This window comes from Pseudoalteromonas ardens (assembly GCF_030125445.1).
Classification (GTDB): Bacteria; Pseudomonadota; Gammaproteobacteria; order Enterobacterales; family Alteromonadaceae; genus Pseudoalteromonas; species Pseudoalteromonas ardens.
In genome coordinates this window covers 118,320-142,583 of record NZ_JASJUV010000011.1, presented here as the reverse complement: position 1 = coordinate 142,583, position 24,264 = coordinate 118,320, and the positions used below count along the sequence as shown (strand labels likewise).

Annotated in this window: 25 protein-coding genes; 15 read left to right on the top strand and 10 right to left on the bottom strand. The window is 49.3% G+C overall.

Translation table 11 applies throughout. The features are described 5' to 3' along the window. Positions 1–30 precede the first annotated feature (30 nt). From glnL to glnA, 3 genes are all read right to left on the bottom strand, one after another. The gene (gene glnL, locus QNM19_RS23240; protein ID WP_049863696.1) at positions 31–1,092 is read right to left on the bottom strand and encodes a nitrogen regulation protein NR(II); all 1,062 of its coding nucleotides are present in this window, start codon (positions 1,090–1,092) and stop codon (positions 31–33) included. Positions 1,093–1,149: 57 nt separating this feature from the next. Further along, on the bottom strand, positions 1,150–1,686 hold the full coding sequence (locus QNM19_RS23235; RefSeq protein ID WP_284027267.1) for a DUF4124 domain-containing protein: 537 nt from the start codon (positions 1,684–1,686) through the stop codon (positions 1,150–1,152). 231 nt (positions 1,687–1,917) lie between these two features. After that, positions 1,918–3,324, bottom strand: a complete 1,407-nt coding sequence (glnA, locus tag QNM19_RS23230; RefSeq protein ID WP_010386144.1) for a glutamate--ammonia ligase — start codon at positions 3,322–3,324, stop codon at positions 1,918–1,920. 774 nt (positions 3,325–4,098) lie between these two features. On the opposite strand from glnA, the gene typA reads away from it, so the two are divergent. Further along, entirely contained in the window at positions 4,099–5,919 is a 1,821-nt protein-coding gene (typA, locus tag QNM19_RS23225) for a translational GTPase TypA (RefSeq protein ID WP_049863695.1), read from the top strand. 212 nt (positions 5,920–6,131) lie between these two features. Here typA and QNM19_RS23220 read toward each other — a convergent pair whose 3' ends face one another. The 5 genes from QNM19_RS23220 to QNM19_RS23200 all read right to left on the bottom strand — a co-directional run bounded on the left by QNM19_RS23220 (position 6,132) and on the right by QNM19_RS23200 (position 13,398). Then, a complete protein-coding gene (locus QNM19_RS23220; RefSeq protein ID WP_010386146.1) occupies positions 6,132–6,980 on the bottom strand; it encodes a chemotaxis protein CheW in 849 nt (282 codons plus the stop codon). 41 nt (positions 6,981–7,021) lie between these two features. After that, positions 7,022–8,113: an ABC transporter substrate-binding protein gene (locus QNM19_RS23215; RefSeq protein WP_284027266.1), complete on the bottom strand. Its 1,092-nt coding sequence runs from the start codon at positions 8,111–8,113 to the stop codon at positions 7,022–7,024. Beyond that, a complete protein-coding gene (locus tag QNM19_RS23210; protein WP_284027265.1) occupies positions 8,058–10,193 on the bottom strand; it encodes a GNAT family N-acetyltransferase in 2,136 nt (711 codons plus the stop codon). Before QNM19_RS23210 ends, QNM19_RS23215 begins: the two co-directional genes overlap by 56 nt. Beyond that, entirely contained in the window at positions 10,141–12,306 is a 2,166-nt protein-coding gene (gene uvrD / locus QNM19_RS23205; protein WP_284027264.1) for a DNA helicase II, read from the bottom strand. Before uvrD ends, QNM19_RS23210 begins: the two co-directional genes overlap by 53 nt. 147 nt (positions 12,307–12,453) lie before the next feature. Beyond that, a complete protein-coding gene (locus QNM19_RS23200) occupies positions 12,454–13,398 on the bottom strand; it encodes a chemotaxis protein CheV (protein ID WP_049863773.1) in 945 nt (314 codons plus the stop codon). 200 nt (positions 13,399–13,598) lie between these two features. Here QNM19_RS23200 and QNM19_RS23195 point away from each other — a divergent pair, with 200 nt between their 5' ends. Both QNM19_RS23195 and QNM19_RS23190 read left to right on the top strand, forming a co-directional pair. Further along, a complete protein-coding gene (locus QNM19_RS23195) occupies positions 13,599–14,660 on the top strand; it encodes a potassium channel family protein (protein WP_049863774.1) in 1,062 nt (353 codons plus the stop codon). Further along, entirely contained in the window at positions 14,657–14,851 is a 195-nt protein-coding gene (locus QNM19_RS23190; protein WP_010386157.1) for a hypothetical protein, read from the top strand. The genes QNM19_RS23195 and QNM19_RS23190 overlap by 4 nt, the downstream gene beginning before the upstream one ends. 26 nt (positions 14,852–14,877) lie before the next feature. Here the strand turns inward: QNM19_RS23190 and QNM19_RS23185 are convergent, their stop codons facing one another. After that, entirely contained in the window at positions 14,878–15,342 is a 465-nt protein-coding gene (locus QNM19_RS23185) for an EVE domain-containing protein (RefSeq protein WP_049863775.1), read from the bottom strand. A 161-nt stretch (positions 15,343–15,503) separates the two neighbouring features. On the opposite strand from QNM19_RS23185, the gene tesB reads away from it, so the two are divergent. Beyond that, positions 15,504–16,370 (top strand): acyl-CoA thioesterase II, encoded by an 867-nt coding sequence (gene tesB, locus QNM19_RS23180; RefSeq protein ID WP_049863776.1) that lies wholly within the window; start codon positions 15,504–15,506, stop codon positions 16,368–16,370. A 34-nt stretch (positions 16,371–16,404) separates the two neighbouring features. On the opposite strand, the gene plsB is transcribed toward tesB, so the two are convergent. Further along, positions 16,405–18,831: a glycerol-3-phosphate 1-O-acyltransferase PlsB gene (gene plsB, locus QNM19_RS23175; protein ID WP_049863777.1), complete on the bottom strand. Its 2,427-nt coding sequence runs from the start codon at positions 18,829–18,831 to the stop codon at positions 16,405–16,407. 387 nt (positions 18,832–19,218) lie between these two features. Here plsB and rpsJ point away from each other — a divergent pair, with 387 nt between their 5' ends. Genes rpsJ through rpsQ form a run of 11 tightly spaced genes read left to right on the top strand, consistent with a single transcriptional unit; the run spans position 19,219 to position 24,184 of the window. Continuing rightward, on the top strand, positions 19,219–19,530 hold the full coding sequence (rpsJ, locus tag QNM19_RS23170) for a 30S ribosomal protein S10 (protein ID WP_005495349.1): 312 nt from the start codon (positions 19,219–19,221) through the stop codon (positions 19,528–19,530). 27 nt (positions 19,531–19,557) lie between these two features. Then, positions 19,558–20,193 carry a 50S ribosomal protein L3 gene (gene rplC, locus QNM19_RS23165; protein WP_049863778.1) on the top strand — a complete coding sequence of 212 codons (636 nt, stop codon included), beginning with the start codon at positions 19,558–19,560 and terminating at the stop codon, positions 20,191–20,193. Between the two features lie 17 nt (positions 20,194–20,210). Then, on the top strand, positions 20,211–20,813 hold the full coding sequence (gene rplD, locus QNM19_RS23160) for a 50S ribosomal protein L4 (protein WP_010386164.1): 603 nt from the start codon (positions 20,211–20,213) through the stop codon (positions 20,811–20,813). Then, entirely contained in the window at positions 20,810–21,112 is a 303-nt protein-coding gene (rplW, locus tag QNM19_RS23155) for a 50S ribosomal protein L23 (RefSeq protein WP_049863779.1), read from the top strand. Before rplD ends, rplW begins: the two co-directional genes overlap by 4 nt. 17 nt (positions 21,113–21,129) lie before the next feature. Continuing rightward, entirely contained in the window at positions 21,130–21,954 is an 825-nt protein-coding gene (gene rplB / locus QNM19_RS23150) for a 50S ribosomal protein L2 (RefSeq protein ID WP_049863780.1), read from the top strand. A gap of 16 nt (positions 21,955–21,970) precedes the next feature. Further along, positions 21,971–22,249 (top strand): 30S ribosomal protein S19, encoded by a 279-nt coding sequence (gene rpsS / locus QNM19_RS23145; RefSeq protein ID WP_010367084.1) that lies wholly within the window; start codon positions 21,971–21,973, stop codon positions 22,247–22,249. A gap of 12 nt (positions 22,250–22,261) precedes the next feature. After that, positions 22,262–22,594: a 50S ribosomal protein L22 gene (gene rplV / locus QNM19_RS23140; protein ID WP_010386167.1), complete on the top strand. Its 333-nt coding sequence runs from the start codon at positions 22,262–22,264 to the stop codon at positions 22,592–22,594. A 12-nt stretch (positions 22,595–22,606) separates the two neighbouring features. Next, positions 22,607–23,308 carry a 30S ribosomal protein S3 gene (gene rpsC, locus QNM19_RS23135; protein ID WP_010386168.1) on the top strand — a complete coding sequence of 234 codons (702 nt, stop codon included), beginning with the start codon at positions 22,607–22,609 and terminating at the stop codon, positions 23,306–23,308. A 13-nt stretch (positions 23,309–23,321) separates the two neighbouring features. Next, entirely contained in the window at positions 23,322–23,735 is a 414-nt protein-coding gene (rplP, locus tag QNM19_RS23130; protein WP_049863781.1) for a 50S ribosomal protein L16, read from the top strand. Further along, entirely contained in the window at positions 23,736–23,927 is a 192-nt protein-coding gene (gene rpmC / locus QNM19_RS23125) for a 50S ribosomal protein L29 (RefSeq protein ID WP_010376372.1), read from the top strand. It abuts the gene before it with no gap. Next, positions 23,927–24,184, top strand: a complete 258-nt coding sequence (gene rpsQ, locus QNM19_RS23120) for a 30S ribosomal protein S17 (protein WP_049863782.1) — start codon at positions 23,927–23,929, stop codon at positions 24,182–24,184. Before rpmC ends, rpsQ begins: the two co-directional genes overlap by 1 nt. The last annotated feature ends 80 nt before the right edge of the window (positions 24,185–24,264 follow it).

The following is a 24,264-nucleotide window of genomic DNA, read 5'->3' as shown; positions in this document are numbered from 1 at the left end:
TAGGTTATGAACGCACGTCACAAGACGCGTTTATGCTTCAAAGGGCAGGTAGATGGCAAACTCAGTATGGCCAGGCCAGCTGTCGCAATCGATGAAACCATGGTGTTGCTCGACCAGTGTTTGGGCAATAGACAAGCCTAATCCAGAACCGCCTTCCTTATTGGTTACCATAGGGTAGAACAAGGTGGCCTGCATTTCCTGAGCAATGCCTGGGCCGTTATCTGTAACCCTGATCTGCAACGCTTTTTTCATCAGTTGCTTACCGCGTCTGATACGATGACGGATCCGGGTGGATACTTTTATCTCGCCTTGCTCACCCAGTGCCTGTTGTGCGTTGCGGATAATGTTTAATACCACTTGCTGGATCTTCGCCTCATCCATAATCACATCCGGAATGCTCGGGTCATAGTCTTTGACCAGACGGATCCCTGCGGCACCATCGAGTTCACTGAGCCGGATCACCGATTCCAGCATACGGTGGACATTACAAGGCTCTTTGCGGGGCAACTCATTGGGGCCCAGTAGCCGGTCTACCAGTTCGGTCAGGCGGTCCGCTTGTTCAATAATTAACTCTGCGCACTCGTCCCGTTCTTCCTGCTGCACTTCATACTGCAATAATTGCGCCGCTCCTCGGATCCCGCCCAACGGATTTTTTATTTCGTGTGCCAGGCCACGGATCAGGTTGCGGGCAGCCTGATATTGATGTGCCTGATTAAAGGCCTGATCGAATCGCAGCTCTTCATCGATACGCCGACATTCCAGTTGGATAAATGCCCGGTTTTGCAACATAAAGCGGCGTGCAAACAGGTTCAGTGTACTGGCGCGATTATCAATGAAGACCACGTCAACCTTGTGTTGCTGGCAATCCACACCGTCTTCCAGTACGTAACGCTGAAGCCGCTTCATGTCGATCATATGGTGATGAAAAATCGCTTCGAATGGCTGATTTAATAAGCGTTTACTGCCCAGGCCAAGGAGTTCGCTGGCGCTGTTGTTGGCAAAATAGATGGTCAGGTCTTCGGTCAGTAAGATCACTGCAGTGGATAAATTTTGCCATAATTCATGTATTAATTCTGAGGAGGGTTGTGCCATATTGGATCGCCTTGCACCAAGTTGGTGCACAGCAGATTAGCACACCTATTATTATAATCAACGGTTGAGCACGCTGGCGCGGTGCAGAAAAAAGGTGGTTACTGCACTTTGGGCAACCAGCATGCCTTTGTCATTAAATACTTTCATTTGCAATTTGTGTTCCCCCCTGGGCACATCGCGTAACGCAAACGATGCGGTGCTCTGTTTGGGCCCGGTTGCTTTACCATCAAGAAACAGCTGAACCTGAAAACCGTTTGCAAAGCGCGGGGTCACTAAGCCGTTCACATACACACTACCGCTGTTTTCACGCAGAGTTTGCTGATCGCTGGGGGCCGTAATTTTTGCCTGATAAGAGACGGTGGGTGTGGATTGCGTGGGCGTTAAAATACTGGTGTCGGTGGCAGGCATGGTGAGCATATTGGTGCTCAGTTTTACTTTCTCAGAGCCTTTTTTCGGCACGTCTGAGTAGACCCAGTTGCCGTTTTCGTCTTTCCAGCGGTAGACCTTTTGATCTGACACAGCACTTGCGCTGAACACCAAACAGAGAATCACCCAATAAAGCCGCAACACGATTTCACCTTGCTTAAAAGACACACATTACCAGCTATAACTTTAGTGCTTTTAGCGCAAGTTTACCATTGCACCGGCATCAAAAAAGCCCGCATTGCGGGCTTGAGAACACATATGATTTAAGAGCGCAGAGTCAGCCTGTTCTTTCACGACCAGCGAACTGATCAGTGAGTGAATACAGCTGAAATAAGCATTCCGGATCGCGCAGTGTGTCAGCTATAGCAGCTCACACACACCAGAACACTGAAAACCAGCTTATACGCTGTAGTACATTTCGAACTCAACCGGGTGAGTTGTCATGTTCAGCTTTTCAACTTCCTGAGATTTCAATGCGATGTACGCGTCGATCAGGTCGTTAGTGAATACGCCACCCTGGATCAGGAATTCACGGTCTGCGTCCAGAGAGTCCAGTGCTTCTTGCAGTGAAGAGGCAACGGTAGGGATCTCTGCAGCTTCTTCAGCTGGCAGGTCGTATAGGTCTTTGTCCATTGCATCGCCAGGGTGGATCTTGTTTTTGATTCCATCAAGGCCTGCCATCAGCATGGCAGAGAATGCCAGGTAAGGGTTGGCAGTTGGATCCGGGAAGCGGACTTCAATACGACGTGCTTTTTCAGACGGTACAACCGGAATACGGATGGATGCTGAACGGTTACGTGCAGAGTACGCCAGCATAACAGGTGCTTCGAAGCCAGGTACCAAACGCTTGTAAGAGTTAGTTGAAGCATTGGCGAAAGCATTGATGGCTTTAGCGTGCTTGATGATACCACCGATGTAGTAAAGCGCGTCTTCTGACAGGCCGCCGTATTTGTCGCCAGCAAAGATGTTTTTACCATCTTTACCCAGTGACTGGTGACAGTGCATACCTGAACCGTTATCGCCAACTACTGGCTTAGGCATGAAGGTTGCCGTTTTGCCATACAGGTGTGCCATGTTGTGGATAACGTATTTCATTTCCTGAATTTCGTCAGCCTTGATAACCATTGTATTGAAGCGCGTTGCGATCTCGTTCTGACCCGCTGTTGCTACTTCGTGGTGGTGTGCTTCTACAACCTGACCCATTTCTTCCAGAACAAGACAGGTTGCACTACGCCAGTCACCTGACGAATCAACTGGTGCAACCGGGAAGTAGCCGCCTTTGACGCCAGGACGGTGGCCCATGTTGCCTTCTTCGTAGCTTTTGTCTGAGTTCCAGCTCGCTTCTTGTGCATCAATTTTGTACATAGAGCCAGACATATCTGTTTTGAACTTCACGTCGTCAAACAGAAAGAACTCAGGCTCTGGGCCAAACAATACTGTGTCAGCAATGCCAGTTGAACGCATGTAGTCTTCAGCACGTTTTGCGACAGAGCGCGGATCACGCTCGTAACCTTGCATGGTTGAAGGCTCAAGCACGTCACAACGTACAATCAGTGTGGTCTCTTCTGAGAAAGGGTCTAATTTAGCAGTCGTTGCATCTGGCATCAGTACCATGTCTGATTCGTTGATGCCTTTCCAGCCTGCGATAGATGAGCCGTCGAACATTTTGCCATCTTCAAAGAAGTCTTCATCGGCCTGGTGATGAGGAATAGAAACGTGTTGCTCTTTACCTTTAGTATCCGTGAAACGTAAATCAACGAATTTAACGTCATGTTCTTTAATAAGATCTAAAACCGATTGTGACATGTGTCCTCCGACTCGTAGGGTTATATTTTGTTGCAGTGCTCTGCATTTGCGCACTACTAAGCGTTATTCGTGCCAATTTTTTAACTACATGTTTATAAAGGATTTAGTTTGTGTCTAAACAAATAAAAAACAGTTTTGCACTAATTTGGTGCGTTAAGAATGCTGTTAATGCACCACATAGGTGCGTTATGCACGGTTTTAATCTAGCACAGTTGAAACCGTATCCGGCGGGTGAGCGCGTATTTTATTTTTCGCCGGGGTGGCAAGTTACATGGACAGAATTAAGGAGCCTGAACGGCAGTGCACAGACCCGATGAGTCGTATCTTATAAGGACATAATGCCGGAGCTTGCTGTGATATGTCAGAGTGCAACCAGCATGAGCAAAGGCTGTGAGCAAGGTTCAGATTATCTTGGTCTGAGCGGGGTTTTTGACTCAATAGTCAATTTCTTTCAATACGATGCGAGCCGTCATACTGACTTCACGCTTGTCTGTCAGGATTAAAGTTTGTGGCCGGATTCGGGAGCAGGTGCTCAGGTATACACTTGTTGCCTTAATAACAGTCCTTACTGTTTTTGCTCTTCCGAGTCGGTTCATTGGGCGCAGACAATTGCGTGTTTAGGCATACTGAGCAGAAAAAAACGCTGGATAAACTTTCATCTGTCACATTATTAGGGGATAATACGCGACCTTTAATTGTGGATCGGCATCTTAGGTGCGCATTTTTGCGCGATTCGACTAGGATCACTGAGGGCCAACTTCTCTGAGTAAAAATATGAGCATTGAAAAGTTAAGAAATATCGCGATCATCGCGCACGTTGACCATGGTAAAACTACCCTAGTCGATAAGCTGCTGGAACAATCTGGCACATTAGAGACACGCGGTGGCAACGAAGAGCGTGTCATGGACTCGAATGATATTGAAAAAGAGCGTGGCATCACCATCCTGGCGAAAAACACCGCCATCGAGTGGAATGACTACCACATCAATATCGTAGACACCCCGGGACACGCCGACTTTGGTGGTGAGGTAGAACGTGTACTTTCAATGGTTGACTCAGTATTGCTACTGGTTGATGCCCAAGAAGGTCCAATGCCACAAACGCGTTTCGTAACGCAAAAAGCATTCGCACTGGGTCTGAAGCCTATCGTTGTTATCAACAAAATCGACAAGCCAGGCGCACGTCCTGATTGGGTTATGGATCAGGTATTTGACCTGTTCGATAACCTAGGTGCCACTGACGAGCAACTGGACTTCCAGGTTATCTACGCATCAGCGATTAACGGTTGGGCGACATTAGATCTGGACGAGCCGTCTGACAACATGCAGCCTATGTTTGAAGCTATCGTAGAGCAAGTTGGCCAGCCGGATGCAGATCCAGAGGGTGACTTCCAGATGCAGATCTCTCAGCTGGACTACAACTCATACATCGGTGTAATTGGTGTAGGTCGTATCAAGCGTGGTACCGTTAAAGTTAACCAGCAGGTGACCATTGTTGGTGCTGATGGCACGACACGTAACGGTAAAGTAGGTCAGGTTCTGACTTATCTGGGTCTTGATCGTCACGAAGCACAAGAAGCACAGGCGGGTGACATCATCGCTATCACAGGCCTGGGTGAGCTGAAAATCTCTGACACTGTGTGTGATGTAAACGCAGTAGAAGCACTACCTGCGCTGTCGGTTGATGAGCCGACAGTAACCATGACCTTCTCAGTAAACACGTCTCCGTTCTCAGGTCAGGAAGGTAAATTCGTTACTTCACGTAACATTCTTGAGCGTCTTCAGGCGGAACTGGTACACAACGTTGCATTGCGCGTTGAAGAAACTGATAACCCGGATAGCTTCCGCGTATCTGGCCGTGGTGAATTGCACTTAGGTATTCTGATTGAAAACATGCGTCGTGAAGGTTACGAGCTGGCAGTATCTCGTCCAGAGGTAATCCTGCGCGAAGTAGACGGTCAACTGGAAGAACCGTATGAAACCGTGACGGTTGACGTTCAGGAAGAGCACCAGGGTTCAATCATGGAACAACTGGGTCTGCGTAAAGCAGAAATGACAGACATGGCTCCAGATGGTAAAGGCCGTATCCGTATGGACTTCGTGATGCCTTCTCGTGGCCTGATCGGTTTCCAGACTGACTTCATGACGCTGACTTCTGGCTCTGGTCTGATGTACCACACGTTTGATCACTATGGCCCACACAAAGGTGGCAACATCGGTCAGCGTAAGAACGGTGTACTGATTGCAAACGCAGCGGGTAAAGCGCTGACTAACGCTCTGTTCAACCTGCAAGACCGTGGTAAGTTGTTCATCGGTCACGGTGTAGAAGTGTACGAAGGGATGATCATCGGTATTCACGCACGTGATAACGACCTGACAGTTAATGCCCTGAAAGGTAAGCAGTTAACCAACGTACGTGCATCTGGTACTGATGAAGCGCAGAACCTGGTTCCGCCAATCATCATGACGCTTGAGCAGGCACTTGAATTCATCGATGACGATGAGCTGGTAGAAGTAACACCAGAAAGCATCCGTATTCGTAAGAAGCTACTGACAGAGAGCGAGCGTAAGCGCGCGAGCCGTCAGGCCAAGTAAGTAATTACTTGTCGAATACTAAAAACGCCGCATTAGCGGCGTTTTTTTGTTGCTACAGTTGGTAGGCTTTTGTCTTTCCCCGGTTCATAGTCTTGTAAGTGATCCGGACGTAAAATAGCGCTGGGATCCAGCACCAGGCTAAGCTGTACTTCTTGTTTTATCTGCCCTTTATTCACCTTGCGGATTAATCTTTGTTGCTGCAGTTGGCAAGATCAGAATAACCCATAGGCTTCTGTTTCTTCCGGTTCATAGTCTTGTAAATGATCCGGACGGAAGATGGCGCTGGGGTCCAGTACCAGGCTGTGATGTTCTCCTTGTTTAATCAGCCCTTTCATCATCTTGCGCGTTTGCGGGTCAATCTCAAATCCCATACTGGTCATTTCGTGCAAGGATTTGATGTCTGATTCATCACAGTGAATGTTGTCTTCTACCTGATCGACCAGCAGGCCAATGTGTGGACGCTGACCATCTTGCGTGGTGAAGACTATGATCGGTTTATGATCGAGAATAATTTGGTCACGAGCCGATTCAAACAGGCGGATCAGCTTCATAAAGGTGGTGGATTTTTCTTTTTCCAGTAATCTCAAAGCTTCAGTTTTATCGCCCTTGGCATTGATGGTGAGCAACTTGTCAGCCAGTGCATGCAGCTTATTGTGTGGCTCCTCAAAGCGCGCCAATAGCGTGCGCAGGTCATCGTTGTCGGTTTTAAAACTGTAGTACCACTTACCAAAAGCGGACTGTTTAGGATCTTTGGCCTGGGTAAAAGGTTGGTCGTTGTATATGCAGCGCTCCAGCTCGGCCAGCCAGGCTTTTTGATCTTGTTCTCGCTCCTGCAACATAGTAACCAGAGACTTGTTAATGTCGTAGGAAGACTGGTTATTTAAGATTAAACCTAAGTCAAAGATGGGAGTGGGTGTGCCCATGTAGTCTTTTACGCCCATAAAGCTGGGATTATCATTGGGCAGAGAGGTGAGGTTACCTTCGTAGCGCTCGGTCAGCAGGATATCCAATATTTTTAATGAAATGGTTTTTTTCCCTACCCGAAAATTGATTAAGTCCATGTCTGCCTCTGTACGTTAACTTGATGTCCTAAGCATAGACATTATTGAAAGTAAGATCGATACACACGGGGTTTATTCTCAGTGTCAGAGAGGCCAAAAATCGTGCGTATCGCCGGGTCTTTTTCCAATACCTGCTGCATTGCGTCGGCCAGGCACGCGCGCGTGACTGGTCTGGGGCAGTAGTCGAGCGCTGAAATAAAAATGGCGGCGTTGAGAAATCCTTCAAAGATCTGCGGACTGGTTGCTAAGTGTTGTTTGTGGATCAAAGAGCGAAATAACGCACATAATTGTGCCTGGCACTTGCCTGGGTCGGGTACCACTTCACTGATCATCAGCGCTGGTTTGCTGGTCAGCTGGGCAAACAGCGCAGTGGAAGAAGTGAAAGAGACACCGGTAAAGGTGCCTTTAAACCCCCGGTGCATCGCTTTATCAATAAAAAGTGAGAGGGGCTGATAAGTGCCTATCATCGCCACGGCTGTGACTTCATTGCGCATGATCACTTTGAGGGCTTTGTTGATATCGGCACTGTTGCGCCGAAAGCGGGCTGTTACTTTGGGTTTGAGGCCTCTGGCGGTCAGTGCTTGACGAAAGCTTTTTTCCAGCGTCAGGCCAAATTCATCGGCCTGGATCAATAGGGCAATGGCTTTATGCCCTTGTTCATCCACCAGGTAGCGAACCTGCTCATTGGCTTCGTCCAGATAACTGGCCCGCCAGTTAAACACCGGGTAGGGGGTGTTGAAGCGCAGAAAGTCCGCACCGGTAAAGGGCACCAGGAAGGGGAGCTGATGATGCGTCAGGATTGCCTGAATAGCGTGTGCCGTGGGTGTGCCCATATTGCCAAAGAGCGCCATGACTTTGTGTTGATCAATCAGGTAACGGGTATTTACAACGGTGCGGGCGGGCTCATAGCCATCATCCAGGACCATTAGCGACACTTTGGGGTGGGACCTGTCTGGCAGGCCATTGGCATACTCAAAGTACAGCTGGGCGCCTTGTCTGAGTTGCTGACCAATGTCTTTGGCCGGTCCGCTCAGGGCAACCGACATGCCAAGCTTGAGCACCTCGTCAGCGATGAGTTTAGGGCTGCCCAGCAAGGCGATGCAACAACTCAGGATTGAGATTAATTTCAGCATGTACTTCCGTCACTATTGACCGCAAAGCGGTTTGTCGTTGTTTTTTTGTAGCCAGGTCCAAAGCATCATCTAATACTTTTGGTGGGTGACGTTGTAATAATAGCCGAATCGTAGTGACTTGGGAACTGGCTGATAATCGGTCCAAAAGTACAGGGTGATTGTGACACAATGCACTGATCAGGGCCGTGATCTGTTGCTCTCCTGCTGTGGTGTGTGCAAAGTAATTTAGCTGTTGCATCAGCACAGGGTCGGGCGCGTTTTGTGGTAGGGTTTTACATAGCTCGATAACCAACGCACAGGAAAAGTCACGATATAACTCTCTGAGCTGGTTGAACAGCAGGTGCTTAAACCACTGTTGTAGTGGCTCAAGCGCGACAGTTTCAGTACAGGATTTGATCACCAGAACGGCAAACTCACCACTGGCTTTATCCTGTTTAAATCCCAGCTTGACGGGCCGATACTGGTGGTGCTGCCAGAATCTGAGCAATTGTGCGTTACAGCCAAAACTGCTACCGAAATAGTCAACCTGGTCACTCAGTTGCTGCTCGGCAAAGCGCAATAACTGGCTGCCGATCTGTTGTCCTTGTTGGTGTGGTGACACGGCGATCCGCACCACCCGCGCCCCGCGCTTTTGTGCCAGCTGTGCATTACCGGTTAGTTGCGCAAGCTGCTGTGCCATTAAATGCCCGGCAGGACGTCGCGTTGCTGCAGCAATATCCTGACTGAGTGCGGCATCAAAGCCGCCTTCCAGTTTGAGCAGGCACACCGCCACCACAGTCCCTTGCTGTCGGGCAAGGTATAAACGATTATGCGGGCTGTCGAGCAGCTGGCGCAGATCGTTCACAGATGTTTGATAATGTGCCAGTACCAACAAAGCAAACACCTGAGACAGGGTATCTTCATCCACTGCTAATTGTGTGCCCGAACACGCGCTGAACGCTAAGGGGGCCGTTGGTGTGAGCGCACGTTGATAATCACAATCCAGAGCAAATAGCTGACGTAACTGGGCTTCGAGCGGATCCCGTTCGGCATAACGGATCGGCTGAGTAAGGGATAAGCTCAGGTGTTGTGGGTAGGTGCGTGTAAGTTGTCTGGCAAAGCGCAGTGTATAGCCCCGGCCATTGCCTTCATAGCCAATCAAGGTGCTGGAAAACACTACTTTAGGATAGGCGTTAAGTAACGCCATGAGTACCGGTACCGGAATTGCGGCGGCCTCATCAACCAGCAGCACATCACAGCCTGGGCGCTGTGCAAGCAGTTGATCAGGCGGTATAAAGCGCAGATTAGCAAGCTGATTGAGTTTGTCAGTGACCGGCTCATTAAGTGCAGCGCCGAGGTGAACAAAGCTGTTGTGTACAGCACGGCGTTGCTGCGCGCATAAAACAAAGCTCAGCTCGGGCAGGTCAGCCGCCAGCCTGCCAAGCAGCGAGGACTTTCCCCGGCCACGATCGGCACTCAGTAATACGGGCCCGGCAGTCGCTTGTTGCAAATGAGCGGTTAGCTGAGTGAGGGCGCGCTGTTGCTCACTGATATCCAAAGTGGCGTGCGGTGCATCATAGCGTGGTGGTAGTAAGTCGCCCTGTGATTGGCTGATCTGCCATACTGAAGCGTTGTTTAGCAGCGTCTGCCAGCGTTGCAGGTAGGGGCTGGAGTGCGCGGTCTCGTTATAGGACAGCCAGCGCTCAAGCGCCGGATCGCACCAGCTATGCCACTGTGACAGCGCCGGGGCGAGCACAATCAGCAGGCCGCCTGCTTGCACAGTGCCAGCGGCGGCAGCGAGTGTGTTGGGTACCAGCCCACTGTAGAGGTCATAGATAACAAATGTGTATTCCTGGCCCAGCACCTGATGTAAATGTTCTGGCCAGCAAGCCCCGGGCAGTGTTGTGTGCTTACTCAGCACTAACGCTGTATTTTGCATGGCAGGGAACAGCCGCTGTACTTCAGTGTAGGTCCAGTCCTGTTCGCCGCTGATCAGCAGCAGCTGACGGTGTCGAGCCTGCTCAAGCTGTGAGAGCAGGCGCGCAAGCTTAGAGTTCTTGCAGTCTGGCATAGGCGGTGACCAGCCACTTGCTGCCGACATCGTCAAAGTTTACCTGAATGCGTGACTGAGCACCGCAGCCCTCATAATTGAGTACTGTGCCAGCGCCAAATTTGGCATGTAAAACGCGCTGACCCAGATTAAAGTTGCTGTCTTCAAAGACGGCATGGCTCACTGACGCACTGAAGCGGCCACTTGCCACGGGTCGTGAAACCTGTGTCTTGATGCGAATTTCTTCCAGGCAGTCTTCGGGAATTTCACGTAAAAAGCGTGACGGGCTATGGTACTTTTCCTGACCATACAGACGGCGGCTTTCCGCATGACTGATGTAAAGCTTTTCCATGGCCCGGGTCATACCGACGTAACACAGGCGGCGCTCCTCTTCAAGGCGGCCCGATTCCTCGTGGCTTTGTTGCGAGGGGAACATGCCTTCTTCTACGCCCACCATAAAGACCAATGGAAATTCCAGGCCTTTGGCTGAGTGCAGCGTCATCATCTGTACAGCATCTTCATGTTCGTCGGCCTGGCCTTCGCCAGACTCCAGTGAGGTATAGGCTAAGAACCCTTGTAGTGGCGAGGTAAACTCTTCTTCTACGGGTAAATCAAACTGACCACAGGCGTTGATCAATTCCTCGAGGTTTTCTACCCGGGCACGGCCTTTTTCACCTTTTTCAGCCTGATACATGGCCAGCAGACCGGATTGCTCTATGGTGGTCTTGGCTTGATCGGCCAGTTCGAGTTCCATCAATTTATCGTCCAGCTGTTCAACCAGTTCAATGAAGCGACGAATGGCGGTGGCGGCACGGCCAGCCAGATGGCCTTGCTCCAGCACGGCTTTGGCCGCGTACCACAGGGGGAGTGACTCGGCCCGGGCACAGTCTCGAATATGGCTCAGGGTTTTGTCACCGATACCGCGTGCCGGAGTGTTGATCACCCGTTCAAACGCGGCGTCGTCATTGCGATTGCTGATCAGGCGCAGATAAGACAGGGCGTCTTTGATCTCCTGACGTTCGAAGAAGCGCATACCGCCGTAAATGCGATACTTGAGGCCTTCCTGCAACAGCGCTTCTTCCAGCACCCGAGATTGGGCGTTACTGCGGTAAAGCACGGCACAGTCGCTCAGTGCGTTACCACCCTGGAGCCAGGACTTAACTTTACCGACCATAAAGCGGGCTTCGTCAAGCTCGTTAAAGGCGGCATACACGGAAATAGGTTCACCCTGATTACCGTCGGTCCAGAGGCTTTTACCCATACGCTCAGCATTGTTCTGGATCAGGGCATTAGACGCTTTCAATATGGTGCCGGTGGAGCGGTAGTTTTGCTCAAGGCGAATCGTTTGCGCGTCGAAGTCGGTTAAAAAGCGTTTGATATTCTCAATCCGTGCGCCTCGCCAGCCGTAAATACTTTGGTCGTCATCACCCACTATCATGATGTTGCTGTCGCTGCCTGCGAGCAGTTTTAGCCATAAATACTGAATGCTGTTGGTATCCTGGAATTCGTCGACCAGCATATGGCGGAAGCGCTGCTGGTAATGACGCAGTAGCGTGGGGTTTTGTTGCAGTACCTCGTAGCAGCGCAGCAAAATTTCGGCAAAGTCGACCAGGCCGGCGCGATCACAGGCATCCTGATAGGCAGTATAGACCTGCAACATCAATTGCTCGTTGACGTCATGGGCGGTGATGTCTTTGGGGCGCTGACCTTCGTCTTTGCGTGCGCTGATATACCAACTGAGTTGCTTAGGTGGCCACTTTTTATCGTCGATGTTCATCGATTTCAGCAGGCGTTTGATCATTCTCAGCTGGTCGTCGGAATCCAAAATCTGAAACGACTCCGGCAACCTGGCTTCGCGATGATGGGCGCGCAAAATACGATGGGCGAGGCCATGGAAGGTGCCGATCCACATACCACCGACCGGGTTTTGTAAGGTTTCTTCGACCCGGGTACGCATCTCTTTGGCGGCTTTATTGGTAAAGGTTACGGCAAAAATGCTGTACGCAGAAGCCTGCTCAACCTGCATGAGCCAGGCAATGCGATGCACCAGCACCCGGGTTTTGCCCGAGCCTGCGCCTGCTAATACCAGCATATTTTGTAGCGGTGCGGCAACCGCCTCACGTTGTTTGTCGTTTAAGCCATCAAGTAATTCTGATACGTCCATCTTTGCGCCCATCGTCTTTATTCAGCGCAAAGTATACCTAGGGCAGGGCACAAAGCCCAGTTTGGTGCGGGTATTTTGCACATGGTTAAAATTAACCATATGAAAAATATAAGGTTTAAATTCTACGAAACCTGTTTTTATATACAGTTATTGATTCAGTACGTCTTTCAGTCGGCGTTGCATTTCATCAACCAGTCGGTCCGGCTGAAATTTAGATAAGAAAACATCACACCCCACCTTCTCTACCATGGCTTTGTTAAAGCTGCCACTGAGCGAGGTATTGAGCACGATATAGAGGTCTTTCAGGCGGCTGTCGTTACGTATTTCGTAGGTTAAGCGGTAGCCATCCATAACCGGCATTTCAGCATCGGTGATCACTGCCATGAGTTCTTTGTTCACGTCTATGCCCTCATCTGCCCAGTGCTGAAGTAGCTTTAGGGCTTCGTGGCCATCGGTTGCAGGTAGCACTTCGATGCCCAGCTGAGCCAGCGTATCGGAGACCTGGCGACGTGCCGTGGGAGAGTCGTCCACATGCAAAATCTTGCGGCCCTGAAATTCATTGATGATAGTTTTGTCGAGGATATTTTCGGGGATCACCACGTCGTACGCGATGATCTCGGCCAGCACCTTCTCGACGTCAATGATCTCTACCAGTAACTCCTGGTCGCCGCGTTTGAGCTTGGTCAGTGCGGTGAGGTAATGGTTGCGACCCACTGAGCGCGGGGGCGGCATGATATCAGACCAGGTGGTGTTGACTATCTGGTCGACTTTACCCACCAGAAATGCCTGAATGGTACGGTTATATTCGGTGATCACTAAGTTGCTGTCACTGTCGTATTCACACTGTGGCATGCAGATCGCCTGGCGTAAATCGATCACCGGAATAGACTCACCGCGAATGGTGGTGACCCCGGCTATTTTTGGATGGGCATTGGGCATCTTGTTCAGATGCGGCAACTTAACGACTTCTTTGACTTTAAACACATTGAGTGCAAACAGATGTCGGCTGTGTAAATGAAACAACAGTAGCTCGAGGCGGTTTTCTCCCACCAGTTGTGTGCGTTGATCAACGGATGCTAATACTCCGGCCATAAAGCTACCCTAATATATGTACCTTCCCTCAGTATATACTTATTAGTAAATAAATTAATACTTTCTGTGCGCACAAATTGAGCCCAATCAAGCTGAGTCAAACAATGGCGTTTGGCAAGTGCTGCACAGCGGGTTAACTCAGTTGCATAATCCTGATTATTCAGTATGGTAAATCAGAGACTTGCAATATAGGAATGACAATGCCTTTGCTATTTAAGCGTTTGTTGTTGGTATTACAGACGCACATTGATCAGGCCAGTTGGCCGCTGATTGGACTGGCGACTGTGTTGCATATGTGCGTGACCTGGGCATTGCTCTGGCTGGCACAGGAGCACGCATTATTGCCTGTCAGTACCTATTTCTATTATTACGTCGTGACCACATCGACAGTGGGTTATGGTGATTTTAGTGCCACGACCGATCTGGGACGCTGGGTTGTGGCCTTATTTCAAATCCCGCTGGGTCTGGCGTTGTTTGGCATTTTGCTAGGCAAAGTTGGGCAGTTAATTACAATTTGGGTAAAAAGAGCAATGAAGGGCGATAAAGACTATTCACATTTGAGCGATCATATCATCATCTTTGGCTGGCACACGACACGCACTGAGCGCATGATTGAGTATATTCTGGCCGACAATAAACGCATTGAACGACGCATTGTATTGGCTGTGTGTGACGAGATGGAGCACCCACTGCTGCGTTTTTCTGAGGTGGATTTTGTGCGTCTGCTGAGCTTTACCGATGATCAACAGTTGGCGCGCACCGGGTTAGCCAATGCGGATAAAATCATTGTTGATGGTCAGGACGATGATCAAACCTTTACCACAGCGCTGAAACTGAGTCCGATGGTGAAAAAGGCTGCCCACATCAGTGCCCATTTTAATGATGAAACCAAGGCACAGTTGTTACGCCAGCATTGCCGTAATGTGGAGTGTTCGACAGCGATGTCGGCTGAGATCCTGGTGCGTTCGATGCAGGACCCGGGCTCAAGTCGTATTCAGGAAGAGCTACTCTCTACCCTACATGGCGACACGCAGTTTAGTTTGCAGTTGCCGAAGTCGCTGACAGCTTTGACATTTGGTCAGCTCTTTATGTATTTCAAAACGCATCATAATGCGATTTTACTGGGGGTGGCGCGCGACCTCAGTGGCCGTGATATGGATTTAAACCCACCGCTGGATTACGCGCTACAGGGGGGCGATGTATTACACTATATTGCACCGCAACGCGTACTTCACAGTGAAGTGAACTGGGAGCGAGTATGACAGATCAATTGCTGCTATTAATGGGGGCCTTGTGCTTGTATTTACTGCCAATAGGACTGGTTGCTGGCAGCAAACGCACCCGGGGTCATGAAAAAAATGGCTGGCTGATCGGCACTTTGCTGTTTTCCTGGCTGGCGCTGATCTTGTACTTTTCCATGATCCCCAAAGGGGGAAAGCAGAAAAAGCGCTGACAGAGCTGCTTCCCGGTCCGGCACTGTTACTCAGTGCCACCGAGCTGGCAGATGTGTGTCCACTCAGCGTCGGTCACAGGCATAATGGACAGACGCCCGGCCTTTTTTAGCGCAAGCTCTGTGATGGCATCATCGGCTTTAATGGCTTTGAGTGTCACTGGTCGGGGCATATGCTGCTGATAGCATAAAGTGACGCCTACCCAGCGAGGGTTATCTTTACTGGATTTGGCATCATAATAATCGCTGCTCAGATCAAACTGATGGGGATCGGTCTCTGCTCCTTTGGTGACCGTGGCGATGCCGACCACAGCGGGGATTTTGCAGCTTGAGTGGTAAATAAAGACCTGATCGCCCACCTGTACATCATCGCGCAGAAAGTTACGGGCCTGATAATTGCGTATTCCTTCCCAAAACGTACTTTGCTGTGGTGCCTGCTGTAGATCGTCGATGGAAAATGCGTCGGGTTCGGTTTTAAATAACCAGTATGCCATGTCAGTTACCTTGTCAGAATAAGCCGACACACAGTGTATCGCACTCTTGTCCGGCCTGCTACGTGCCCGGGTTAAGCGCCTGATTTAACGTGTGATGCCTCTCTTTACTTGCACAATAGTGTATAATTACAGGATTAGCTATACAGTGTAAGAGGTGTGCAATGAGTCAGGCATTACAGGGGTTGCTGGAGCTGCTTCAGCTCGAAGAAATCGAACAAGGGATTTATCGTGGCCAGAGTCAGGATCTGGGCTTTCCGCAGGTGTTTGGTGGCCAGGTCATGGGTCAGGCACTCTCCGCAGCTAAATATACTTTGCCAGAAGGGCGCTATGTGCATTCGCTGCACTCGTACTTTTTACGTCCCGGCGATGCGGCTAAACCGATTGTGTACGATGTTGAGAATATTCGTGATGGGCGCAGTTTTAGTACTCGCAGGGTCAGCGCTATTCAGTACGGTAAACCCATCTTTTATATGACCGCGTCTTTTCAGGGGGATGAACCAGGCTTATCCCACCAGTCAGAGATGCCTGAGGTTCCGGGCCCGGAAGCGTTGCGATCATCGCTGGAGTTCTATCAGGACAAAGCAGACTTAATTCCTGAGCCACTACGCGCTAAATTTACTCAACCGATGCCCATCGAAATGCGTCCGGTGGAGTTTCATAATCCGTTTCAGCCTGAGGTGATGGAACCCACACGCCATGTCTGGTTTAAGGCCAATGGTGCCATGCCTGACGATCGTCGAATTCACAACTACCTGCTGGCCTATGCGTCGGATTTTGAGTTCCTGCCCACGGCGTTGCAGCCACATGGGGTGTCCTTTATGCAAAAAAACATGCAGGTCGCGACCATAGATCATGCGATGTGGTTCCATCGTCCATTTAGAATGGATGAGTGGTTGCTTTACAGTGTAGACAGTCCCAGTGCCAGCAATGGTCGTGGACTGGTTCGAGGCCAATTCTTTAACCGTCAGGGCGAGTTAGTGGCATCGACTATTCAGGAAGGGGTTATGCGTCAGCGCGCAGCGCGCTGACGCTACAGATGATACCTTTATAGCATAGCGTCTTCTATAAGGTATCGCGGATGGACTGCCAGATCCTCGCTGGCAGTAAATCATTGAGGTGATCAGACAAAGTGCTGAGCGTTGGCATCGCTGTGATGGTCTGCTGCTCAGAAATACTGATAAAACCTTGTGTTTGTAACACGCTGATCAGGTTAGTCTGCACCTTCTTATCAAAGAACTCAGGGCTCTTAATGCCGTGTAAGGTACCCAGTCGCTTAGCCAACACTTCACTTTCACTCTCCAGTGTGGTGCGGGCAATGCCTTGATCACGCAGCAACAGGCTGACACTGATGGCATAGCGTTCCAGTGTCAGATGGATCACCTTACCCAACATCTCCAGTTGTGCCAGTGCTTTGTTGTCTTTAACGACGGTCGCCAGGTGGCCATCAAAGTCTATCAGGCCCTCCTGAGCGAAACAGTTTAATACGTCCTCAATGTAGTCTTCACGTAACTCATGCATAAACCACTCTTTGGCAAACAGCGGATATAAGGTACCCAGGCTCGCCTGACACTCAGTGACCGTGACGCTATAGCGGTTAAACAGTATTTGCGCAATAACGCTGGGAACGGCAAACAGATGCAAAATATTGTTGCGATAATAGTTAAACAGGGTGCGCTCTTTTTCTTTGATCGTAATGATCTCGCCCAGTTCATCCGCCAGTACATCGAACTTATCCAGCTTAAGCGCGTGATTCAACAGTGCCTCGGCATCTTCATTTGGCGCTGTGACATTGGCGTCATAGCGTGCCTGGCTTTGCAAGGTGAGATAAAAGCGCATTTGTGTCAGCAGCTTTTGTCGGCTCAGCGCAAATTGCTCATTACACAGCAATATCATAGCCAGCAGGTTAATGGAGTTCAGTGCTGCGCTGGCATTGATGTTGGTCATGATACGGTCCGCCACCAGAGCCACCTGACCATTGAGCCACTGCGGTTTGGCGCCCTCACCCTGACCGATGGCGTCGCGCCAGTCAGCCTGATGTTCATTGAGATATTGATTGAGGTGAATGGGTTCACCGAAGTTCAGGTAACCCCGGCCATAGTTTTTAAGGTTTTTAATGGCCTTAAAGACCCCTGCGACGGATTCATTCTTTTTGCTGTTGCCTGCCAGCTCTTTGAGGTAGGTATTGATCTCCATGACATGCTCATAGCCAATGTAAACCGGTACTATAGAAATGGGTCGATCGATCCCGCGCAACATAGATTGCATCGTCATAGCCAGCATACCCGTTTTGGGCGGCAACAAGCGGCCTGTGCGACTGCGGCCACCTTCAGTGTAAAACTTGACTGAATAACCTTTGATGAACAGCTGAGTCAGATATTCTTTAAAGATGGTGGAGTAGAGTTTGTTACCGGCAAATGAGCGGCGAATAAAGAACGCGCCACAGCGTCGGAAAATGCCACCGGCCGGGAAGAAGTTCAGGTTCACCCCGGCTGCAATATGCGGCGGTACCAGGCCTTGGTGATAAATCACGTAGGTTAGCAGCAGGTAATCCATGTGGCTGCGATGGCAGGGCACGTAAATGATTTCGTGGCCTTTATCGGCCAGGTCATGCACCCGATCGGCATTTTTTACTTCGATGCCGTTATAGAGTTTATTCCACAGCCAGGTCAATACGCGATCGCCCACGCGAACCATGGCTTCTGAATAGTTGGCGGCAACTTCCTCCAGTAGCTCCAGCGCTTTTAAGCGTGCCTCATCATGACTTAGCCCCTTAGATTTGGCTTCATCGGCGATGGCGCGTTTAACTGTGGGGGCAGCCAGCAGGGAATTGAACAGAGCTTCGCGCGACGGCAACCTGGGTCCGGTTGCAGCCAACTTTTGACGGTGAAAATGTACCCGAGCCACACGCAGCAGTTTATGAGGTAACTCGTCGACGTCCGCTTTGTCTGTCATGAGTTGATCCAGAGCGATGGGGGCAGAGAAGCGCACCAGGTTATCGCGACCAGACAATAGCACGACCATAGCCTTGCGCAGCCAACTGGGGGTGAGTGAGTGGCTGAATAAGGTGCCTATACCGGGCTTTTCTTTACCAGGATTACGGCCCCACAACACGGTCACGGGGATCACTTGTGCTTTGATGTCCGGGTGGGCACGCAATGCAGAGAAAATCGCTTTACCCTGATCAATAGCCGGGCTGGGTCCCGCGGTTTTGCTCAGCAGGGGCGTTGGATTTTTGATACCAATAAAGCGCGGCAGTGTTTTACTTCCTAAAACCTGATCTTGCATGGGGCTGGGCAAGCCCAGCTTCTTACACATCGCGTTGAGTGCAGCCAGATCTGCCCGAGAATTAAGTCGGGCAACGTAAAAAGTGGGTAAGCTCGGGTCCAGGTTGAACTGCGACACGGGGTCAGCCGGCAACAGTTTGCTTCTGACCAGTAAGCAGTTGGTCCATTGGGCCACTCGGTTGAGCCCCTGAGAAAGTAAGCGCATAGCAGTACCAGATTCGTATTTTTGCTGTATAGAATATCAGGCTTTAACTGGACTGACCATTTGTGTCAGTACAATGACAAGGACGGTGTAGGCAATCCTTTGTACAAAGTATAGACGCCCTGTGCCACTTACAGTGAGGACGAGGCATGCAGCAAATAATTTTGCAATAATTGTTGCATTTATCGCCAGTCTCATTATAATGCTCAAACTTTCTGTGATTCGTCACAAGAAAGTCATACATAGGCCTGGATTTCAGGCACGTAAACAGGAACTCCGATTTGGAGTTCAATGGTAGAAATAGAAGAACAACCGACCTCTTATATTTTGAGATGGCCTCGGGGGTTTTTTTATGCTCTTTTTAAATGCTCTTTTAATTGAGGTTTAAGAATGTCAAATCAACGCATTCGTATTCGCCTAAAAGCTTTTGACCACCGTTTGATTGACCAATCAACGGCGGAAATCGTGGAAACTGCGAAACGCACTGGCGCTCAGGTACGTGGTCCAATCCCACTTCCTACTCGCTTTGAACGTTTCACTGTATTGATCTCTCCGCACGTAAACAAAGACGCGCGTGATCAGTATGAAATCCGCACCCACAAACGTCTGATCGACATCGTAGAACCAACTGACAAGACTGTAGACGCTCTAATGCGCCTAGACCTTGCTGCTGGTGTTGATGTTCAAATCAGCCTGGGTTAATCGAAAGATTAGAGAGGTTTTAGGAAAATGGCATTAGGTCTAGTCGGTCGTAAAGTGGGTATGACACGCATCTTCACTGAAGATGGTGTATCTATCCCTGTGACAGTTATCGAAGCGACTCCTAACCGTGTTACTCAGATCAAATCTGACGCAACAGACGGTTATAACGCGCTTCAAGTTACTGCAGGCGAGAAAAAAGCAAGCCGTGTAAACAAACCAGAAGCGGGTCACTTCGCTAAAGCTGGTGTTGAAGCGGGTCGCGGCCTGTGGGAATTCCGTCTTAACGGCGGTGAAGGTGAGTTTGAAGTAGGTGCTGAGCTTACTGTTGAGCTATTCAACGAAGTAAACAAAGTAGACGTTACTGGTACTTCAAAAGGTAAAGGTTTCCAAGGTGGTGTTAAGCGCTGGAATTTCAGCACGCAAGACGCTACTCACGGTAACTCTCTATCTCACCGTGCTCCTGGTTCAATCGGTCAAAACCAATCACCTGGTAAGGTGTTTAAAGGTAAGAAAATGGCTGGTCAAATGGGTAATGTGCAAACAACTACTCAGAACCTAGAGCTAGTACGTGTTGACGCTGAGCGTAATCTGCTTTTAGTTAAAGGTGCAGTACCTGGCGCTATCGGCGGCGACGTTATCGTTAAACCAGCTGTTAAAGCTTAAGTCCTGGAGATTTAGTGATGGAATTAGCAATTAAAGGCGCTGGTGCGCTTGAAGTTTCCGAAGCTACTTTTGGACGTGAGTTTAACGAAGCATTAGTACACCAAGTAGTTGTTGCTTTCGCAGCAGGTGCTCGTCAGGGTACTAAAGCTCAGAAGACACGTTCTGAAGTTGCTGGTGGTGGTAAAAAACCATTCCGCCAAAAAGGTACTGGCCGTGCACGTGCTGGTACAATCCGCAGCCCAATCTGGCGCAGCGGTGGTGTGAGCTTTGCAGCTAAGCCGCAAGATCACAGCCAAAAAGTTAACCGTAAGATGTATCGCGGTGCGATCAAGAGCATTCTTTCTGAGCTTGTTCGTCAAGATCGTCTAGTAGTTGTTGAAGAATTTGGTCTAGAAGCACCAAAGACTAAAGAACTAGTAGCTAAGCTGAAAGAGCTTGAGCTTAAAGACGTATTAATCGTGACTGAAGAAGTAGATGAGAATCTATTCCTTTCTGCACGTAACCTGTACAAGGTTGACACGCGTGATGTAGCTGGCATCGACCCAGTAAGCCTAATCGCTTTCGATAAGGTACTGATTACTGCTGCTGCTGTTAAGCAACTTGAGGAGGCGCTAGCATGATCCGTGAAGAACGTCTTTTAAAAGTAATCCTTGCTCCACACATCTCTGAGAAAAGCACTATCTCTGCTGAAGAGAACAACACGATTGTTTTCAAAGTAGTTAAAGATGCAAACAAAGCAGAAATCAAAGCTGCTGTTGAGAAGCTTTTCGAAGTAGAAGTAACTGGTGTTCGCACGCTAAATGTTAAGGGTAAAACTAAGCGTACAGGCATGCGTTTCGGCCGTCGTTCAGACTGGAAGAAAGCCTACGTTACTCTTAAAGAAGGCAGCGAGCTAGACTTTGTCGGCGGCGCCGAGTAATAAGGGGAGTTAGAATTATGGCACTTCAAAAGTGTAAACCAACTTCTGCGGGTCGTCGTCACGTCGTTAAAGTGGTTAACCCTGATCTGCACAAGGGTAAGCCTTACGCTCCGCTATTAGAGAAAAACTCTAAATCAGGTGGTCGTAACAACAACGGTCGTATCACGGTTCGTCACATCGGTGGTGGTCACAAGCAACACTACCGTGTAATCGACTTTAAACGCACTAAAGATGGCATCCCAGCTAAAGTAGAGCGTCTAGAGTACGATCCTAACCGTAGCGCAAACATCGCTCTTGTATTATATGCAGACGGTGAGCGTCGTTACATCATCGCACCTAAGGGTGTTAAAGCAGGTGATGCAATCCAGTCTGGTGTTGATGCACCAATCAAAGCTGGTAACGCAATGCCTATGCGTAACATCCCAGTAGGTACAACGGTACACAATGTTGAGCTTAAGCCTGGTAAAGGTGCTCAGATTGCCCGTTCTGCTGGTGCATATGTACAGATCCTAGCGCGTGAAGGCCAGTACGTGACTCTACGTCTACGTTCAGGCGAAATGCGTAAAGTTGAAGCGGATTGTCGCGCAACTATCGGTGAAGTAGGTAACGCTGAACACATGCTACGTTCACTAGGTAAAGCTGGTGCAACTCGCTGGCGTGGTGTTCGTCCTACAGTTCGTGGTGTTGCCATGAACCCGGTAGACCACCCACACGGTGGTGGTGAAGGTCGTACATCTGGTGGTCGTCACCCTGTGTCTCCATGGGGTAAGCCGACTAAAGGTGCTAAGACACGTAAGAACAAGCGTACTGATAAATTTATCGTACGTCGTCGTACTAAGTAATAGTTGAGGAATTGCCATGCCACGTTCTCTCAAGAAGGGTCCATTCATTGACCTACACTTGCTGAAGAAGGTAGAGAAGGCGTTGGAAAGCGGTGACAAGAAGCCTATCAAGACTTGGAGCCGTCGTTCAATGATCATCCCTAACATGATCGGATTGACCATCGCTGTCCATAATGGTCGTCAGCACGTACCTGTATTCGTTACAGACGAAATGATCGGTCACAAACTAGGTGAATTTGCACCTACACGTACTTACCGCGGTCACGCTGCGGATAAGAAAGCTAAAAAGCGTTAATCGGAGGGTATGATGGAAGCATTAGCTAAACACAAATTCGCCTCTGGTTCGGCGCAAAAAGCACGTCTAGTTGCAGATCAGATCCGCGGACTTCCGGTTGATCGCGCGCTAGAAATCCTAGCGTACAGCCCAAAGAAAGCGGCTGTATTAGTTAAGAAAGTACTTGAGTCTGCTATCGCTAACGCGGAGCACAACGAAGGTGCTGACATTGATGAGCTTAAAGTGGCTAAAGTATTTGTAGACGAAGGTCCTACAATGAAACGTATTATGCCACGTGCTAAAGGACGCGCAGACCGCATCCTTAAGCGTTCAAGCCACATCACTGTTGTGGTTTCAGATAGCTAGGAGATATAAGTAATGGGACAAAAAGTTCATCCTACTGGTATTCGCCTAGGTATCTCTAAACCTTGGGTTTCTACCTGGTACGCGAATTCAAAAGATTTCTCTGAGCAGCTTTTTGGTGATCACAAAGTGCGTCAATACCTTACTAAGGAATTGAAAAACGCTTCTGTGTCTAAAATCGTTATTGAGCGTCCAGCTAAATCTATCCGTGTAACAATTCACACAGCTCGTCCTGGTGTTGTTATCGGTAAAAAAGGTGAAGATGTTGAAAAGCTTCGCCACGCTGTAACTAAGCTTGCTGGTGTACCTGCGCAAATCAACATCGCAGAAGTACGTAAGCCAGAGCTTGATGCACAACTAGTTGCTGACGGTATCTCTTCACAGCTAGAGCGTCGTGTAATGTTCCGTCGTGCGATGAAGCGCGCGGTACAGAACGCAATGCGTCTGGGTGCAAAGGGTATCAAAGTTGAAGTTAGCGGCCGTCTAGGCGGTGCTGAAATCGCACGTTCTGAGTGGTATCGTGAAGGTCGTGTACCTCTACACACTCTACGTGCTGACATCGACTACGCAACTTCTGAAGCTTTGACCACTTACGGTATCATCGGTGTTAAAGTTTGGATCTTCAAAGGCGAAGTTATCGGTGGTCTTCCACTGAAACAAGAAGCTGAGAAGCCAGCCAAGCGCGCTCCGAAGAAAGCTAAAAAAAGTGCTAAGTAAGAGGTAGCGACTAATGTTACAGCCAAAACGTACAAAATTCCGTAAAGTGCACAAAGGCCGCAACCGTGGTCTTGCAACTAGCGGTAATAAAGTTAGCTTCGGTTCTTTCGGCTTGAAAGCGACTGGCCGTGGCCGTATGACTGCTCGTCAAATCGAAGCAGCTCGTCGTGCTATGACACGTCACATCAAGCGTCAAGGTAAAATCTGGATCCGTGTGTTCCCAGACAAGCCAATTACAGAAAAGCCGCTTGAAGTTCGTATGGGTAAAGGTAAAGGTTCTGTTGAATACTGGGTTGCTGAAATTCAGCCTGGTAAAGTACTTTACGAGATGGAAGGTGTTTCAGAAGAGCTTGCTCGCGAAGCATTCAACCTAGCTGCTCGTAAATTACCTTTCAAAACCACTTTTGTAACTCGGACGGTAATGTAAATGAAAGCTAGCGAACTTAAAGACAAAAGCGTAGAAGAGCTAAATGCTGAACTTCTAGAGCTTCTGCGTGAGCAGTTCAACCTGCGCATGCAAGCGAGCACTGGTCAGCTGGCTCAAACTCACGAGCTGAAAAAAGTACGTCGCAATATTGCGCGTGTTAAAACGGTTATCAACCAGAAGGCAGGTGCATAATGAGCGATAAGATCCGTACTCTTCAAGGTCGTGTAGTTAGCGACAAAATGGACAAGTCAATCGTTGTTGCTATCGAGCGTCAGGTTAAGCACCCGATCTACGGTAAATTCATCAAGCGTACAACTAAGTTGCACGCACACGATGAGAGCAACACTGCGCAAGCAGGTGATACTGTGACTATCCGTGAATGTGCGCCGATCTCTAAGAAAAAATCTTGGACTTTGGTAGACGTTCTGGTTCGTCCTAAGAAAGCTTAATTTTAGTTTTTAACTAAATTAAACTTTTGAAAAGCCCCGGCCTTTTGGCCGGGGCTTTTGCGTTTGGGGCAGTCAGGTTA